Here is a 14,811-nt window from a genome sequence, read left to right on the forward strand (position 1 = left end):
TCAGGAAAAGGAGCAGGACGATGTCGATCAGGTGTTCGATGATCCATCTCCCTTGGGCCTGACCACGCCCAGCAGAGGCTGCAGACCGGCCGCCATGGCCGCGCGGGCCGTCGCGTGTGATGCCGTCGGCGTGGTGAACAGCAGGAACAGCAGGATCAGAAGCAGCTTGAATGTCAGGATGCTCCAGCCCGCCTGCAGCATCAGGCCGCCGACGATGAGCAGTGCCGCCAGCGTGTCGGTGATGCCGCCGGCATGCAGTCGCGTGAAGACATCCGGGAACCGCACGACACCAATCCCGCCGATGACGGCGAACGCGCCACCAACCAGCATCATGGCCCCGGAGATCACATCCACCAGCAATTCAGTCATGCTCCACCCTGCGACTGGCCGCGAGGTCCCGCTGCCGGACCAGTTTGAGGATGGCGACCACAGCCAGGAAGTTGATCAGCGCATAGACCAGGGCGACATCAATCAGGTCGGCGTTGCCACTGAACTCGGCGATGAGGGCGATCAGCAGAACCGTCTTGGTGCCGAAGATATTGACGCCGACGATGGTGTCATAGACCGACGGGCCCTGGATGGCCCGCCAGAGGGCGAGGCCCATGGTGGTGAAGATGGCCAGGATGGTACCGAGCACGACGGGCTCCATCATCCGTCGCCCTCAAGCCAGCGCACCCGTCGGGCCATCTCGCCCCGGCGCAGATCCTCGGCGGCCTCGGGCAGAAGTGCATGGATCTGGATGCCGTCGCCATCGGTCTCGAGCCGTGTGGTTACCGTGCCTGGTGTCAGGGTGATCGAGTTGCCGTAGGTCACGCGGCCGACCCGGGTGCGCTGATCCGCCGGCAGTTCGACCAGCATCGGCTCGATACGCCTTGGATCGAGGACCGCCCGGGCCACCGCGATATTGGACTTGATCACCTGCCACATCAGCCAGACCCAGTAGACCGGCAGCCGCCAGGGCAGGGTGGCCGGATCGTGCTCGGCGCCGAGGACTTCCATGCGTTCGGTGAGCCAGACGACAAGCACGATCGATGCCGCGCCGAGGCCAAAAAGCAGCGGCTTGTAGACCCCGGAGAGTCCGAGCCACAGAACAGCCAGCACCACCGTAAGCGAGACGAAATACCGCATTGGCGGGAATGTACCAAGGTCGCCGACCGCCTGCCAGCAAAACCGGGCCGTTGCGGGATTGTCACAGTACCGCAATCTGCGTGACTTTATACTGACGTTTTATCATTTTACGCAGAGGGGGCACGGTGGCAAGCATTCTGCTCGTCGAGGATGAGGCGGCCATTCGCGAGATGGTGGCCATGGCGCTGGAGCGGGCCGGCTATCGCGTCCGCCATGCGGAGTCGGCGGAGGATGCGGATGCGGCCATCCGCCTCAGTCAGCCGGATCTCATCCTGCTCGACTGGATGCTGCCGGGGGAGAGCGGCATTGATTTCGCCCGCCGGCTGAAGCGCGGGCGGGTCACTCGGGAGATCCCTGTCATTCTGCTGACCGCACGGGGCGAGGAAGCCGATCGCATCCGCGGCCTCGACGCCGGCGCGGACGACTATGTTCCCAAGCCCTTTTCCCCCCGCGAGCTGGTCGCCCGGGTCAAGGCGGTCCTGCGTCGCGTCCAGCCCACCGCCGGCGAGGCGCCGGTGGAAATGCGGGGGTTGACGCTCGATCCGGTCAGCCATCGGGTCAGCGGGGATGGCCGCAAGGTGGAGATGGGCCCCACCGAATTCCGTCTGCTGCATTTTTTCATGACTCATCCGGATCGTGTATTCAATCGCGCGCAGCTTCTCGATAATGTCTGGGGTGCCAACGTCTATGTGGAGGAGCGTACCGTCGATGTCCATGTCCGTCGCCTGCGCAAGGCGCTTGCTCCTACGGGGCACGACGATCTGCTGCAGACCGTGCGCGGCGCGGGATACCGTTTTTCCATCGATTGACGGGCCGATCCCGTGCTGATGAGCAATCCCTGGCCGGCGGTGCTGGGGCGCACCGTTCTGGCGTCCCTGGCCCTGCTGGTGATCGGTGCCGCCGCCGGTGTTCCCTGGCTGCTGCTGGCAGCCGCGGTGGGGCTGCTGATCTACAACCTTGCCCAGATCCACCGCCTCGAGCGCTGGCTGCGGGCCTCGCGCAAGCGACGGCCGCCGCGGGGTCGTGGGCTATGGGGGCATGTCTTCGACGGCCTGGATCGCCAGCAGCTTCGCCAGCGTCAGCGCCGCCAGCGTCTGGTGGATCTGCTCAGACGCTTTCGCGAGGGTGCCAACGCCATGCCCGACGGCACCATCGTGCTGTCCGATACCGGCGACATGCAGTGGTGGAATCAGCTGGCATCCCGTTATCTGGGGCTGCGCTGGCCCCAGGATCGGGGGCAGCGTATCGCCAACCTCATCCGCCACCCGGACTTTGCGGCTTACCTGGAGCGCGGCGACTGGACGGCGGCGGTCAAGATCCCGTCGCCGCAGGATAACCGGCGCACCCTGGAGATCCGCATCGTCCCCTACGGCAGTCACCAGCAGCTGCTGCTGGCAAGGGATATCTCGGAGCTGCACCGGCTCGAGACCATGCGGCGGGACTTCGTCGGCAACATCAGTCATGAGCTGCGCACGCCGCTGACCGTGCTGCAGGGAATGTCCGAGCAGCTCGCCGACATGGATGAGCTGCAGGCCGATGACCTCGAGCGGCCCCTGGCGCTGATGGACCAGCAGATCGAGCGCATGACCCGGCTGGTGGATGATCTCCTGCTGCTCTCGCGCCTCGAGACCGAGCGGCCTACCGAGGAACGCGGCCTGGTGAACATCGCGGAGATGCTGGCGGATGTCGCCGAGGAAGCGCGGGCGCTCAGCAATGGCCAACACCGCATCAGCAGCACGGTGGATGAATCACTGGCCGTGGCGGGAGACGATGAGGAGCTGCGCAGCGCGTTTTCCAACCTGCTCTCCAATGCCGTCAAGTACACCCCCGCCGGCGGGCGGATCGATATCCGCTGGTTCGAGGCCTCAGGTGCCGCCTGCCTTGCGATCGCGGATACGGGCCAGGGCATCCCCGCCCATCACATCCCGCGGCTCACGGAGCGGTTCTACCGAGTGGACAGCGGCCGGGCAACGCGCCAGGGCGGGACGGGCCTCGGGCTCGCCATCGTCAAGCATGTGCTCTCGCGGCATGGCGGTCGGCTCGAGGTGAACAGCGAGATGGGCGTGGGCAGTACCTTCACGGCGGTGTTTCCGGTCTACGAGCGTCTTGAAGCGTCCTCACGGTCAGTCGGTGAGCTGGGCGACTGAACGGGTCCGGCATTCGTCCGACGAAGTTCACAGTCCTGTCATAATTGTCGACTAGCCTGCGTCGAGCGTTAACCCGAAGCACTAACGAGGAGTAACCCTCATGCAGACCTGGAAGACCACTGCCCTTGCCGTTGCCGCGGCCGTCGGCATGACATCCGTTGCCGTCGCCCAGGAGCGCGAGCAGATCCGCATCGTCGGCTCCAGCACGGTCTATCCGTTCGCCAGCTACGTGGTCGAGGAGTTCGGTGCCACCACCAACTTCCCGACGCCGGTCATCGAGTCCACCGGCTCCGGCGGCGGCCTGCGCCTGTTCTGTGATGGCGTCGGTGTCAGGACACCGGACATCACCAACGCCTCCCGGCGCATGAAGCCCAGCGAGTTCGACCGCTGCATGGAGAATGGGGTCACCGAGATCACCGAGGCCCTCATCGGTTCCGATGGCATCGTGCTGGCCCAGAGTGCCGACAATGAGCCGCTGGCCCTGACCCGCGAGCAGATCATGCTGGCGGTTGCCGCCCAGGTGCCGCAGGACGGCGAGATGGTGGACAACCCGTACACCAACTGGAGTCAGATCGACGCCAGCCTGCCGGATCGCGAGATCGAGATCCTGGGTCCGCCGACCACCTCCGGCACGCGTGATGCCTTCGAAGAGCTGGTCATGGAAGAGACCGCCGAAGAGGCCGGCTTCCCCGAGGAGTACACCGACATCCGCGCCGATGGTGTTTATGTCGACTCCGGTGAGAACGACAACCTGATCGTCCAGCGGATCCGCGAGAACAAGGACGCCGTTGGCGTGTTTGGTTACAGCTTCCTCGTCGAGAACAGCGACACGCTGGATGCCGCGACCGTTGACGGGGTCGAGCCGACCACCGAGTCGATCTCCCAGGAGGAGTATCCGGTGGCCCGGAGCCTCTGGTTCTACATCAAGGACGCCCACGATGGCGTGATCCCGGGCATCGACGAGTACGTCAGCCTGTTCATGGACCCGATCATGATCGGGCCGGACGGCCTGCTGGTCGAAGAAGGCCTGATTCCGCTGCCGGCGGCACAGTCCGCGGAGTGGCGCGAGCGGGTCGAGGATCGCGTCGAGCTCAAGCGCAGCGATCTTGAGGGATAAGGCGTTGCAACGCTCGCCCGATCAGGCGAGCATCTAGCGCCTGACGATCGCCGTCCTCCCTGAGGGCGGCGATCTTTGGTTCTACCGCCGGCGGCACGAGGCAGGACATTGGGTATCGGATTGACAACACTGTTGTTTCTGGCAGCACTGGCGCCGCTGGGTTACCTCGCGTTCCGGCTGGGTCGGGGCAAGGCGCTCCAGACCATGGCGGCGGGGATCAGCATGCACTCGCGCCCGCAGCAGTACGGCTGGTACTCGGTGGTCTGGATGGGCCTGCCGGCACTGGGCGTGGCCATTGCCGCCGCCCTGCTGAGTGTCTTCGGCGTGATTGCCCCGTCCCGCGAGCTCGTGCTGATCGTCTCGCTGGTGGTGGCCGTCATCGGGCTCGCGCAGGGCCTGCGCGCCATCCGACCGGAAGTTCGGGCCCGCAATGCGCTCGACAATGTCATCCGCTGGCTGCTATTAGGCGCCGCGCTGATCTCCATCATCACCACCGTATCGATCGTGCTCTCCATCCTGTTCGAAGCCATGCGCTTCTTCCGGGAGGTGAGCGTCTGGGAGTTCGTTACCGGGACGGTCTGGTCGCCGGGTGATACGTTCCTGGAGGCCGCCGGTCGCGGCGACGAGGTGGGTGAAGGCACGTCGTTCTTCGGCTCCGTGCCGCTGTTCGCCGGCACCTTCATGGTCACCGCCATTGCCATGGCGACCGCACTGCCCATCGGCCTGCTCTCGGCGATCTTCATGTCGGAGTACGCCACGCGCACGCAGCGTGGCATCGCCAAGCCGCTGCTGGAGATCCTGGCGGGCATCCCGACGGTGGTCTACGGCTTTTTCGCCGCGATCACCGTGACGCCGATCGTGGTGGATATCGCCGCGTTCTTCGGCCTGGATGCCTCCTACAGCAACATCCTTTCGCCGGGCATTGTCATGGGGATCATGATCATCCCGTTCATCTCGTCGCTGTCCGACGATGTGATCAACAGCATTCCGCAGAGCCTTCGGGAGGGGGCCTATGCGCTGGGCACCACGCATTCGGAAACGATCAAGAAGGTCATCCTGCCGGCCGCGCTGCCGGGTGTGATCTCGGCCTTCCTGCTGGGGGTCTCGCGGGCGCTGGGCGAGACCATGATTGTGGTCATGGCGGCGGGTGTGCGCCCCAACCTGACCTGGAACCCGCTTGAGGACATGACCACGGTCACCGTGAATATCGTCTATTCGCTGACCGGGGATCTCGCCTTCGACAGCCCGCAGACGATGTCGGCATTCGCGCTGGGGCTCGTGCTCTTCATCGTCACGCTCATGCTGAATCTGGTGTCCACCTTCCTCGTGCGCCGTTTCAAGCAGAAATACGACTAGACGGGACGCATTACGATGCAGCGACGACTGACCGGATCGGCCAACGATCCCCTCATCCGGGCCCGCTACCGGCGCGAGTCCCGCTTCAAGGCCTACTCCATCACGGCGCTTTTCGTGGCGTTCGCGATTATCGTGGCCTTTTTCACGGATATCATCAGCCAGGGCTACTCGGCCTTCTGGCAGTCCGAGATCAGGGTTACGCTGGATTACAACGAGCGCGCCGAGCGTATCGGGCGCTTCGCCATTCCCGAGGACCTGCGCGAGATCGTCTCCCGCGGCGCTGTCCGCAGCATCCCGCTGGAGATCCGCAACAATCCGGAACTGGCTGGCACCACGCGGACCGAGTGGGTGCCGGTATACAGCCGTATCGACCAGTACTTCAAGGGCAAGGAGGAGCTGCCCCCGGCCCTCGCCAGCCAGGTGGACGCGCTCAAGGCGGAGGGCATCATCCGTACCACCTTCAACTGGGCCTTCTTCACCTCCGGCGACTCCAAGCTGCCGGAACTCGCGGGTATCTTCTCCGCCGCCGTGGGCTCTTTGCTGGTGCTCGCGGTCACGCTGGTGTTCGCCTTCCCGATCGGGGTCATGTCGGCGATCTATCTCGAGGAGTTCGCGCCGGACAACAAGCTGACCCAGGCCATCGAGGTCAACATCAACAACCTTGCGGCGGTGCCTTCGATCATCTTCGGTCTGCTCGGTCTGGCGGTGTTCATCAACACCTTCGGCGTGCCGCGGTCGTCGGCACTGGTGGGTGGCCTGACGCTGGGGCTGATGACGCTGCCGATCATCATCATCAGCACGCGGGCGGCCCTGCGGGCGGTACCGGATCCGATCCGCCTCGGCGCCTTCGCGATGGGCTGCTCCCGATGGCAGGTCGTGCGCGATCATGTCCTGCCGTTGTCGCTGCCGGGTATCCTGACGGGCACCATCATCGGCCTGGCCCAGGCCATGGGCGAGACGGCGCCGCTCATCATCGTCGGCATGATCGCCTACATCCCCGAGGCGCCGACCAGCATCTTCGAATCGGCCACCGTGCTGCCGGCGCAGGTCTTCACCTGGGCCAGCGAGCCGCGCAAGGCCTTTGTCGAGAAAACGGCGGCGGGCATCATCGTGCTGCTGGCGATCCTGCTCACACTCAACGCGACGGCCGTGTTCCTGCGGCGCAGGTTCGAACGTCGCTGGTAGCGACTGGCGAGGGATTCATGGAAACTGAAGTGAAGAACGCGACATCGGCAGGGGCTGCGACCATGGCGCAGAACGCGGAGACACCAGCGGGCGAGCGTCGGGCGACGACGCCCGAGGTCAAGATGAATGCCAGCGATCTCAACCTCTGGTACGGGGAGACCCAGGCGCTGCATGACATCAATCTCGACATGTATGCCCGCGAGGTGACGGCGCTGATCGGGCCCTCGGGCTGCGGCAAGTCCACGTTCCTGCGCTGCCTGAATCGCATGAACGACCTCATTCCGCAGGTTCGCATCAAGGGCAGGGTGTCGCTGGAAGGGGAGGATATCTACGACCCCAGCGTCGACGTGGTGCAGCTGCGCACCTTCGTGGGCATGGTCTTTCAGAAGCCCAATCCCTTCCCCAAGAGCATTTACGAGAACATCGCCTATGCCCCGCGACTGCACGGCACCGGCACGTCCCGCTCCGAGCTGGATGATCTGGTGGAGTCCTCGCTGAAGCGGGCCGGGCTGTGGAACGAGGTGGCCGACCGGCTGGACACCCCGGGGACGGAACTCTCGGGTGGTCAGCAGCAGCGCCTGTGCATCGCCCGTGCCATCGCGGTGAATCCGGAAGTGATTCTGATGGACGAACCGGCCTCGGCACTGGATCCTCTGGCAACGGCGACGGTCGAGGAGCTCATCCACGAGCTCAAGGACAACTACACCATCGTCATCGTGACCCATAACCTGCAGCAGGCCGCACGTGTGGCCGGCTATACCGCGTTCTTCCACATGGGCCGGATCGTCGAGGTCAACGACACCGACACGCTGTTCACCAACCCCAAGGAACAGCGTACCGAGGATTACATCACCGGCCGGTTCGGCTGAGCCGGCAGGAGCGGCATACGCCATGGACAAAAAGAGTTTCACGCAGCATATATCGCGTCAGTACAACGAGGACCTGGAGCACATCATCACCCGGGTCATGACCATGGGCGGTCTGGTCGAGCAGCAGCTCGAGGCCGCGTTGGACGCCCTCGTGGACGGCGATCAGGCCAAGGGCGAACAGGTGGTCACCTCCGACTATCGCATCAACGCCATGGAGGTGGAGCTCGACGAAGCCTGCACCAACGTCCTGGCCCGACGCCAACCCACCGCCAGCGATCTGCGACTGATCGTCGCCGTGATCAAGACCATCACCGATCTTGAGCGCATCGGCGATGAGGCCGAGCGGGTCGGGCGCATGGCGCTGCATCTGCTCGAGGAGGATCGCCGCCGCAGTCCGATGGCGGAAATCGCCGCGCTCGGCGAGCAGGTCAAGGGCATGGTGCGCGGTGCGCTGGACGTGTTTGCCCGCATGGACGCCGAGCAGGCGGTGCGGGTCGCTCAGGAGGACATCAAGGCCGACGCCCAGTACGACTCCATCATCCGCCACCTGGTCAAGGACCTCGAGAATCATCCCAAGTCGGTCCCACCGGTGCTGGATATCGTCTGGGCGACCCGTTCACTGGAGCGGATCGGTGACCGCTCGCGCAATATCTGCGAGTACGTCGTGTACTTCGTGCGCGGCAAGGATGTCCGTCACACCAGCTTCGAGCAGATGGCCGAGGAGGCCACCGGCGACCGTCACTGACGGTTTTCGGTGACCAGCCACTCCAGTAGAGCCTTCTGCGCATGGAGGCGGTTTTCCGCCTCCTCCCAGACCACGCTCCGCGGTCCGTCGAGCACGCCGGCACTGACCTCCTCGCCGCGATGGGCCGGGAGGCAGTGCATGAACAGCGCTTCCCCGGCGGCGGCCTCCATCAGGGCCTCATTCACCTGGTAGGGGCGGAAGGCCACAAGACGGCCCTGCTCCTCGTCCTCCATCCCCATGCTGGCCCAGACATCGGTGACCACCAGATCGGCCCCCTCGACGGCGGCCATGGGGCTGGTTTCGTGACGGCTGTTGGCATGATCCGCCAGATCCTCGGGGACGTAGTCCGCGGGGCAGCCGATGGTGAGCTGGAAGTCGAGCATGTCCGCCGCCTGCATCCAGGAGCGGCACATGTTGTTGCCATCGCCCATCCAGGCCACCTTGCGTCCGCGGATCTCGCCGCGATGGGCCTGCCAGGTCTGCAGATCCGCGAGGAGCTGGCAGGGATGATGGTCGTCGGTGAGCCCGTTGATCACCGGGACACTGCTGGCACCGGCGAAGCGCTCGACGTTGTCGTGGTCGAAGGTGCGGATCATCACCGCGTCAACCATGCCGGACAGGACGCGGGCCGTGTCCTCGATGGGCTCGCCGCGGCCAAGCTGGGTGTCCCGCGGCGATAGAAAGATCGCGCTGCCGCCGAGCTGGGCCATGCCGGCCTCGAAAGACACCCGCGTCCGGGTGGACGATTTCTCGAAGATCATGCCCAGCACCCGCCCGCGCAGGGGCTCATGCAGCTCTCCGGCACGATGCAGGGCCCGCAGTTCCGCGGCCCGCCGGAGCAGCGTCTCCAGTTCTTCGGCAGTGATGTCTGCCAGGGTGAGGAAATGGCGCAGTGACATCGGAACCTCCCTGTCGGGTTCAGGCACGATCGGCGGTCGATCCGGCAAGCTGCCGGGCCGCATTCGCGATCAGTGGGGTAAGGGTGTTGACCAGCCGGTCGGCCTCGTCATCCGTGAGGATCAGCGGCGGCAGGAGTCGCACCACGCTGCCGGCCGTGACATTGATGAGGATGCCGGCATCCAGTGCCTCCCGGACCAGATGAGCGCAGGGTCCGGTGAGCTCGATGCCGATCATCAGGCCACGACCGCGGATGTCGTGGATTCCGGGGTGATCCGCCAGCGCCTCGCGAAATCCTTCCAGTATCCGCCGGCCAAGTGCCCCGGCCCGCGCCGCCAGATGATCGGCCTCAATGACGTCGAGCACCGCCAGTGCGGCACGGCTCGCCAGCGGATTCCCGCCGAAGGTGGTGCCGTGGCTGCCCGGTCCGAGGACGCCGGCGGCCGGTCCTCCGGCAATGCAGGCACCAATGGGCACCCCGTTGGCGAGCGCCTTGGCCAGCGTGACCACATCAGGCTTGATGCCCGCATGCTGGTGCGCGAACCAGCGCCCGGTGCGGGCCACCCCCGACTGCACCTCGTCGAGCATGAGCAGCCAGCCATGCTGGTCGCATACCTGCCGCAGCGCCGCGAGATACCCGGCATCCGGGATGACGATGCCGCCCTCGCCCTGGATCGGCTCGACGAACACGGCGACGGTTCTCTCGCTGGCCGCCGCCGCAACGGCGTGCGGGTCGTTGTAGGGCACACGGACGAACCCTTCGGGCAGTGGACCGAAGCCGGTCTGCGCCTTGCGATTGCCGGTGGCGGTGAGTGCGCCCAGCGTGCGGCCGTGAAAGGCATTTTCGGCGACGATGATTTCCGGGGCCTCGATACCCTGCGCGTGGCCGTATAGCCTCGCCAGCTTGATCGCGGCTTCGTTGGCCTCGGCGCCGCTGTTGGCGAAAAAGACCTGCTCGAGTCCCGCCAGGGTGCAGAGCCGCTCGCCGAGCTCGCTCTGATGCGGCACTTCGTAGAGGTTGGAGGTGTGGATCAGCGTATGCGCCTGGCCGGCCACCGCCTCGGCGACCGCCGGATGCGCATGGCCAAGCCCACAGACCGCGATCCCCGAGAGGGCATCAAGGTATTGGCGCCCGTCGGTGTCTTCCAGCCATGCACCGCGTCCCCGCCGGAAGGCGACAGGCAGGCGGGCGTAGGTGGGCATCAGGGCCGCTGACATGGCAATGACCTCCGAAAAACAAACGGCAGCCTGCGGCTGCCGAGCCGTTCATTATAGGATGGGGGGGTTATGGCCACAAGCGACCCACCGATGCCCATGAGCGCCATCGATCTGCACATGCACAGCACCGCCTCCGACGGGCGTCTGGCGCCCGCCGCGGTGGTGGAGCGGGCCGCGGCCCGGGGGGTTGAGCTGATGGCGCTCACCGATCATGACACCCTCGGGGGCATTGCCGAGGCGCAGGCGGCGGCCCGGCGGCAGGGCATTCGCTGCCTTGCCGGGATCGAGCTCTCGGCCCGCTGGGCGCGGGGCGTGGTCCATATCGTCGGACTGGATATTGATCCGTCTCATCCGGCACTGGCTATGGGAGTGACGGCGCAGCAGGCGGAGCGACGCCGACGCGCGGCGCGGATCGGCGAGCGGCTGGAACGGGCGGGCATGAAGGGCATCGCCGCCAGGGCGACAGAACTGGTGGGCGAGGGTGTGCCTGGCCGGGCGCACTTCGCGCGTGCCCTGGTTGCCGACGGCGTGGTCCGCGACATGCAGAGCGCCTTCGATCGCTACCTGCAGCGCGGTCGACCCGGTTATGCGGCAGTCGAATGGGCGGGCATCGAGCAGGTGGTGGATTGGATTCATGCCGCCGGGGGCGTAGCCGTGTTTGCGCACCCGCTGCGTTACCGGCTCTCCCGCGGGGCACTGCGGGCGGCGATACAGGCATTCGTCACGGCGGGCGGCACGTCGATCGAGGTCTCCAACGGCGGCGGTGGTCGCGACGATCTGGTGGCCGCCGCGGCACTGGCGCGGCGGTTCGGTCTGAGTGCTTCCATGGGCTCGGACTTTCATGACCCGGATTTCCGCTGGGTCGAGATCGGTCGCCTCGCCCCCATTCCCGGCGATCTCACGCCGGTATGGACGTCCATGGAGGGGGTGGCATGAATGAGACCCCTGCCGGCGACGGCATCTCCGGCGAACATCCCTTCGCGGCCCTGCAGCCGGCGCTGCTCCTCGACATGCTGGAGTCGGCGGGCGTTCGGGCCGATGGCCGACTGCTCGCCCTGAACAGTTATGAGAACCGCGTCTACCAGCTCGGCGTGGAGGACGACGCGCCACTGATCCTGAAGGTCTATCGGCCCGGCCGCTGGAGCGACGCCAGCATCCTCGAGGAGCACGCCTTCGCCGACGAACTCGCGGCACTCGATATCCCGGTGGTGCCGCCGCTTGCGACCGACGGCCGCACACTCCATCACGCCAGCGGGTTCCGCTTCGGGCTCTATCCCTGCCATGGCGGTCATGCCCCCGAACTGGACGATGCCGATACGCGGGAATGGCTCGGCCGCCTGCTGGGCCGTCTGCATGCGGTGGGCGAGGCCGCTTCCTTCCGCCACCGCTCGGCCATCGACCCCGACGCCATGGGGAAAGGCAACCGCGACTGGCTTCTGGAGTCCGGCTGGATCCCGCCTGCCATGGAGACCGGCTACCGGCAGGTCACCGACGAGCTGTTGTCGGGGGTTGATGCGGCCTTTCATCAGGCCGACGGCCGCTCGCCCATCCGGCTGCATGGCGATCTGCACCCGGGCAACATCCTCTGGACCGACCACGGCCCGCATATCGTGGACCTGGACGACTCCCGCAGCGGGCCGGCGGTGCAGGATATCTGGATGCTGCTCAGTGGCGGACGCGAGGAGCGCACGGTGCAGCTTGCCGATCTGTTGGCCGGCTACGAACGGTTCCACGATTTTGATCCCCGGGAGCTTCACCTGCTGGAGGCACTGCGCACCCTGAGGCTGATCAGTTACGCGGCCTGGCTGGCCAGCCGCTGGGATGATCCTGCCTTCCCGGTGGCGTTCACCTGGTTCGGCACCGAGCGCTACTGGGAGGATCATGTGCTGACCCTGCGCGAGCAGGTCGCGGCGATGCAGGAGCCACCGCTGCCGGTATGATGGCAGCCGCCGGCCATTCCCACGGAGGGACTGAAAGACAATGATGATGGTGATAATCGGCGCCGGGCCCGTCGGCGTCAATCTGATCGAACAGGCGCTCGCGGGCACCAACAACGAGCTCATCGTGGTCGAGAGCGATCCGAAACTGGCCGATGCCTGCGCCGAAAACCATGATGTCCGCGTCCTGTCCATGGACGTCGGAGACGACGCCTTCGTCAAGGAGAGTGAACTGGCCCGGGCAGAGGCGCTCATCGCCACCACGGATGATGACTCCACCAACCTCATGGCGGTGCTCCTGGCCAAGGAGGCCGGGGTCGAGACACTCACCAGCACGGTCAGCCGCAGCTCCCATACCGGCATGTTCAGGCGCCTCGGGGTGCATGTACTCGGCGATCCGGAGCGTCTGGTCGCGCAGCATCTGCTCGATATCACCCTGTTACCGGAGATCAACGATGTCACCACCCTGCGCGGTGGCCAGCAGATCATCGAGCTCCGGCTCGATGACGACTCGCCGTTGATCGGACTGAGCGCCGCGGAGATCCGCGGGCGCCGTCTCCTGAACGAGGACCTGGAACTCCTTGCGCGGGTGCGCGATGGCCACACCCGGCCGCTTGCCGACGATGATCGGCTGCAGCAAGGGGATGCGATCATTCTGTTTGCGGCCGAGCGCCTGCGCGGTCGTCGGCGGCGGATCTTTCGGGAAAAACGGCAGGGCGGGTAAGGCGTGCGCGAGATCCTGCGCGGCGTCGGCTTCCTGCTGCATGTGCCCGGCGCGATGGCCCTGGTCTCCCTGCCCATTGCCTGGTGGGGTGATGAGCGATGGGGCACCGTCGGCCTGCTGGTGACCGCCGCAGTGTCGTTGATCCCCGCTCAGGTGCTGATCTGGGTGACCCGCGGGCCCACTGAGTTCTATCGCTACCAGTCGATGCTGATCGCTGCGATCAGCTGGCTGCTGATCACCATGATCGGTGCCATTCCGTTTTTCATCAGCGCCCATATCGCGCCGCCGTCGATGGAGGCGGCGACCGCGTTCTTCCGCTATCCCGCGCATTCGTTCTTCGAGTCGGTGTCGGGTTTCACCTCCACGGGACTGACCGTGGTGGCCGCCGCCTCGGAGCTGCCGCACCACATCCAGTGGTGGCGCAGCTTCATTCAGTGGATCGGTGGCATTGGCGTCATCCTGCTCCTGCTGGCGGTGATTCCGGCGGAGCGCGGTGCCATCAACCTGTATTTCTCCGAGGCGCGTGACGAGAAGATCCTGCCCACCGTCAAATCCACCGTTCAGGCGATCTGGGCGATCTATGTCGGCTACACGTTGATCGGCATCGGGCTGCTATGGTTTGCCGGTGAGCCGCTCTGGCGCGCGATCAACCATGCCATGGCGGCGATCTCCACGGGCGGTTTCACCATTACCGATGACGGCATCGCCAACGCCTCGGCACAGGTCAAACTGGCGTATGTCCCGATCATGCTGGTCGGGGCCATCAGCTTTCTGGTGCATTACCGCATGGTGGTCCAGCGCGTCCGGTTCCGGGCGCTCTGGCAGCTGCTGGAAGTCCGGGTCTTCGTCTATGTGCTGGTGTTCGGCAGCCTGATCCTCTGGGTGCACCGCTGGCTGGTCAGTGGTGCGGGCGATCCGGTCAACTCACTCGTCCTCTGGGTCTCGGCCATGACCGCCAGTGGCGTCGCCTCCGTCGACCTGACGACAGTGGACAATGCGTCGCTGCTGCTGTTGCTGGTCGGACTGGCCATGGGGGGTATGGCCGGTTCGGCCGCCGGTGGGATCAAACACTTGCGGGTCGGTCTGCTGTTCAAGGATGTCATTGGCCAGCTGCGCCGTCTGCGGGCCACTCCGCATGAGGTGGTGGTGCTGCGCTACAACGGCAACCGCATCACGCCGGAGGAGATGGCGGCCCTCGGCCACACGGCGCTGCGCCTGGTGAGCGTGTTCATCCTGCTGTGGCTGGCCGGCGTGTTCCTCATGCTCTACTGGATGCCCGAGGACGTGCCCCTGTCATATATCTTCTTCGATACCGCGTCGGCGATCTTCAATAATGGTCTGGGCGTAGGGATCGCCGGACCGGAGCTGGATAGCGGGTCGGCGCTGGTGATGAGCATGCTGATGCTGCTCGGCCGACTCGAGGTCTTTCCACTGCTGCTGCTGGTGGCGTTTTTCCTGGGACGGCGATAGCTTCGGGGGGAGTGCGCC

Annotated in this window: 16 protein-coding genes; 11 read left to right on the top strand and 5 right to left on the bottom strand. The window is 65.7% G+C overall.

The window, feature by feature from the left end; all coding sequences use genetic code 11:
- Positions 1–27 precede the first annotated feature (27 nt).
- From mnhG to V6X63_RS06920, 3 genes are read right to left on the bottom strand one after another with little or no spacing between them, the layout of a single operon-like run.
- A complete protein-coding gene (gene mnhG / locus V6X63_RS06910) occupies positions 28–369 on the bottom strand; it encodes a monovalent cation/H(+) antiporter subunit G (RefSeq protein WP_367966039.1) in 342 nt (113 codons plus the stop codon).
- The gene (locus V6X63_RS06915; RefSeq protein ID WP_367966040.1) at positions 362–652 is read right to left on the bottom strand and encodes a monovalent cation/H+ antiporter complex subunit F; all 291 of its coding nucleotides are present in this window, start codon (positions 650–652) and stop codon (positions 362–364) included. Before V6X63_RS06915 ends, mnhG begins: the two co-directional genes overlap by 8 nt.
- Positions 649–1,128: a Na+/H+ antiporter subunit E gene (locus V6X63_RS06920; protein WP_367978484.1), complete on the bottom strand. Its 480-nt coding sequence runs from the start codon at positions 1,126–1,128 to the stop codon at positions 649–651. Before V6X63_RS06920 ends, V6X63_RS06915 begins: the two co-directional genes overlap by 4 nt.
- A 125-nt stretch (positions 1,129–1,253) precedes the next feature.
- Between V6X63_RS06920 and phoB the strand changes: the two genes are divergently transcribed.
- The 7 genes from phoB (at position 1,254) to phoU (ending at position 8,547) form a co-directional block, all read left to right on the top strand.
- Positions 1,254–1,937: a phosphate regulon transcriptional regulator PhoB gene (phoB, locus tag V6X63_RS06925; RefSeq protein WP_367978485.1), complete on the top strand. Its 684-nt coding sequence runs from the start codon at positions 1,254–1,256 to the stop codon at positions 1,935–1,937.
- 12 nt (positions 1,938–1,949) lie between these two features.
- Positions 1,950–3,275 (top strand): phosphate regulon sensor histidine kinase PhoR, encoded by a 1,326-nt coding sequence (gene phoR, locus V6X63_RS06930; protein WP_367978486.1) that lies wholly within the window; start codon positions 1,950–1,952, stop codon positions 3,273–3,275.
- 100 nt (positions 3,276–3,375) lie between these two features.
- Positions 3,376–4,392, top strand: coding sequence for a substrate-binding domain-containing protein (locus tag V6X63_RS06935; protein WP_367978487.1), 1,017 nt, complete (start codon positions 3,376–3,378; stop codon positions 4,390–4,392).
- A 120-nt stretch (positions 4,393–4,512) separates the two neighbouring features.
- A complete protein-coding gene (gene pstC / locus V6X63_RS06940) occupies positions 4,513–5,748 on the top strand; it encodes a phosphate ABC transporter permease subunit PstC (protein WP_367978488.1) in 1,236 nt (411 codons plus the stop codon).
- A gap of 15 nt (positions 5,749–5,763) precedes the next feature.
- Positions 5,764–6,933 (top strand): phosphate ABC transporter permease PstA, encoded by a 1,170-nt coding sequence (pstA, locus tag V6X63_RS06945; protein WP_367978489.1) that lies wholly within the window; start codon positions 5,764–5,766, stop codon positions 6,931–6,933.
- 17 nt (positions 6,934–6,950) lie between these two features.
- The gene (gene pstB, locus V6X63_RS06950) at positions 6,951–7,802 is read left to right on the top strand and encodes a phosphate ABC transporter ATP-binding protein PstB (protein WP_408022305.1); all 852 of its coding nucleotides are present in this window, start codon (positions 6,951–6,953) and stop codon (positions 7,800–7,802) included.
- 22 nt (positions 7,803–7,824) lie between these two features.
- Entirely contained in the window at positions 7,825–8,547 is a 723-nt protein-coding gene (gene phoU, locus V6X63_RS06955) for a phosphate signaling complex protein PhoU (RefSeq protein ID WP_367978490.1), read from the top strand.
- On the opposite strand, the gene argF is transcribed toward phoU, so the two are convergent.
- Positions 8,541–9,446: an ornithine carbamoyltransferase gene (argF, locus tag V6X63_RS06960; RefSeq protein WP_367966048.1), complete on the bottom strand. Its 906-nt coding sequence runs from the start codon at positions 9,444–9,446 to the stop codon at positions 8,541–8,543. The two genes, phoU and argF, sit on opposite strands and share 7 nt — an antisense overlap.
- Before the next feature lie 19 nt (positions 9,447–9,465).
- Entirely contained in the window at positions 9,466–10,662 is a 1,197-nt protein-coding gene (locus V6X63_RS06965) for an acetylornithine transaminase (protein ID WP_367978491.1), read from the bottom strand.
- A gap of 69 nt (positions 10,663–10,731) precedes the next feature.
- Between V6X63_RS06965 and V6X63_RS06970 the strand changes: the two genes are divergently transcribed.
- From V6X63_RS06970 to V6X63_RS06985, 4 genes are read left to right on the top strand one after another with little or no spacing between them, the layout of a single operon-like run.
- A complete protein-coding gene (locus V6X63_RS06970; protein WP_367978492.1) occupies positions 10,732–11,598 on the top strand; it encodes a PHP domain-containing protein in 867 nt (288 codons plus the stop codon).
- Complete coding sequence (locus tag V6X63_RS06975) at positions 11,595–12,602, top strand: serine/threonine protein kinase (RefSeq protein WP_367978493.1); 1,008 nt, start codon at positions 11,595–11,597, stop codon at positions 12,600–12,602. Before V6X63_RS06970 ends, V6X63_RS06975 begins: the two co-directional genes overlap by 4 nt.
- Before the next feature lie 40 nt (positions 12,603–12,642).
- A complete protein-coding gene (locus tag V6X63_RS06980; protein ID WP_367966052.1) occupies positions 12,643–13,323 on the top strand; it encodes a potassium channel family protein in 681 nt (226 codons plus the stop codon).
- Between the two features lie 3 nt (positions 13,324–13,326).
- Positions 13,327–14,793, top strand: coding sequence for a TrkH family potassium uptake protein (locus V6X63_RS06985; protein ID WP_367978494.1), 1,467 nt, complete (start codon positions 13,327–13,329; stop codon positions 14,791–14,793).
- The last annotated feature ends 18 nt before the right edge of the window (positions 14,794–14,811 follow it).

Source organism: Spiribacter onubensis, from assembly GCF_040838425.1.
Taxonomy (GTDB): Bacteria; Pseudomonadota; Gammaproteobacteria; order Nitrococcales; family Nitrococcaceae; genus Spiribacter; species Spiribacter onubensis.

Coding starts and splice junctions, on each gene's coding strand:
- mnhG (WP_367966039.1), bottom strand. CDS start 369: ATGACTGAATTGCTGGTGGATGTGATCTCCGGGGCCATGATGCTGGTT.
- V6X63_RS06915 (WP_367966040.1), bottom strand. CDS start 652: ATGATGGAGCCCGTCGTGCTCGGTACCATCCTGGCCATCTTCACCACC.
- V6X63_RS06920 (WP_367978484.1), bottom strand. CDS start 1,128: ATGCGGTATTTCGTCTCGCTTACGGTGGTGCTGGCTGTTCTGTGGCTC.
- V6X63_RS06935 (WP_367978487.1), top strand. CDS start 3,376: ATGCAGACCTGGAAGACCACTGCCCTTGCCGTTGCCGCGGCCGTCGGC.
- pstA (WP_367978489.1), top strand. CDS start 5,764: ATGCAGCGACGACTGACCGGATCGGCCAACGATCCCCTCATCCGGGCC.
- pstB (WP_408022305.1), top strand. CDS start 6,951: ATGGAAACTGAAGTGAAGAACGCGACATCGGCAGGGGCTGCGACCATG.
- phoU (WP_367978490.1), top strand. CDS start 7,825: ATGGACAAAAAGAGTTTCACGCAGCATATATCGCGTCAGTACAACGAG.
- argF (WP_367966048.1), bottom strand. CDS start 9,446: ATGTCACTGCGCCATTTCCTCACCCTGGCAGACATCACTGCCGAAGAA.
- V6X63_RS06965 (WP_367978491.1), bottom strand. CDS start 10,662: ATGTCAGCGGCCCTGATGCCCACCTACGCCCGCCTGCCTGTCGCCTTC.
- V6X63_RS06970 (WP_367978492.1), top strand. CDS start 10,732: ATGGCCACAAGCGACCCACCGATGCCCATGAGCGCCATCGATCTGCAC.
- V6X63_RS06975 (WP_367978493.1), top strand. CDS start 11,595: ATGAATGAGACCCCTGCCGGCGACGGCATCTCCGGCGAACATCCCTTC.
- V6X63_RS06980 (WP_367966052.1), top strand. CDS start 12,643: ATGATGATGGTGATAATCGGCGCCGGGCCCGTCGGCGTCAATCTGATC.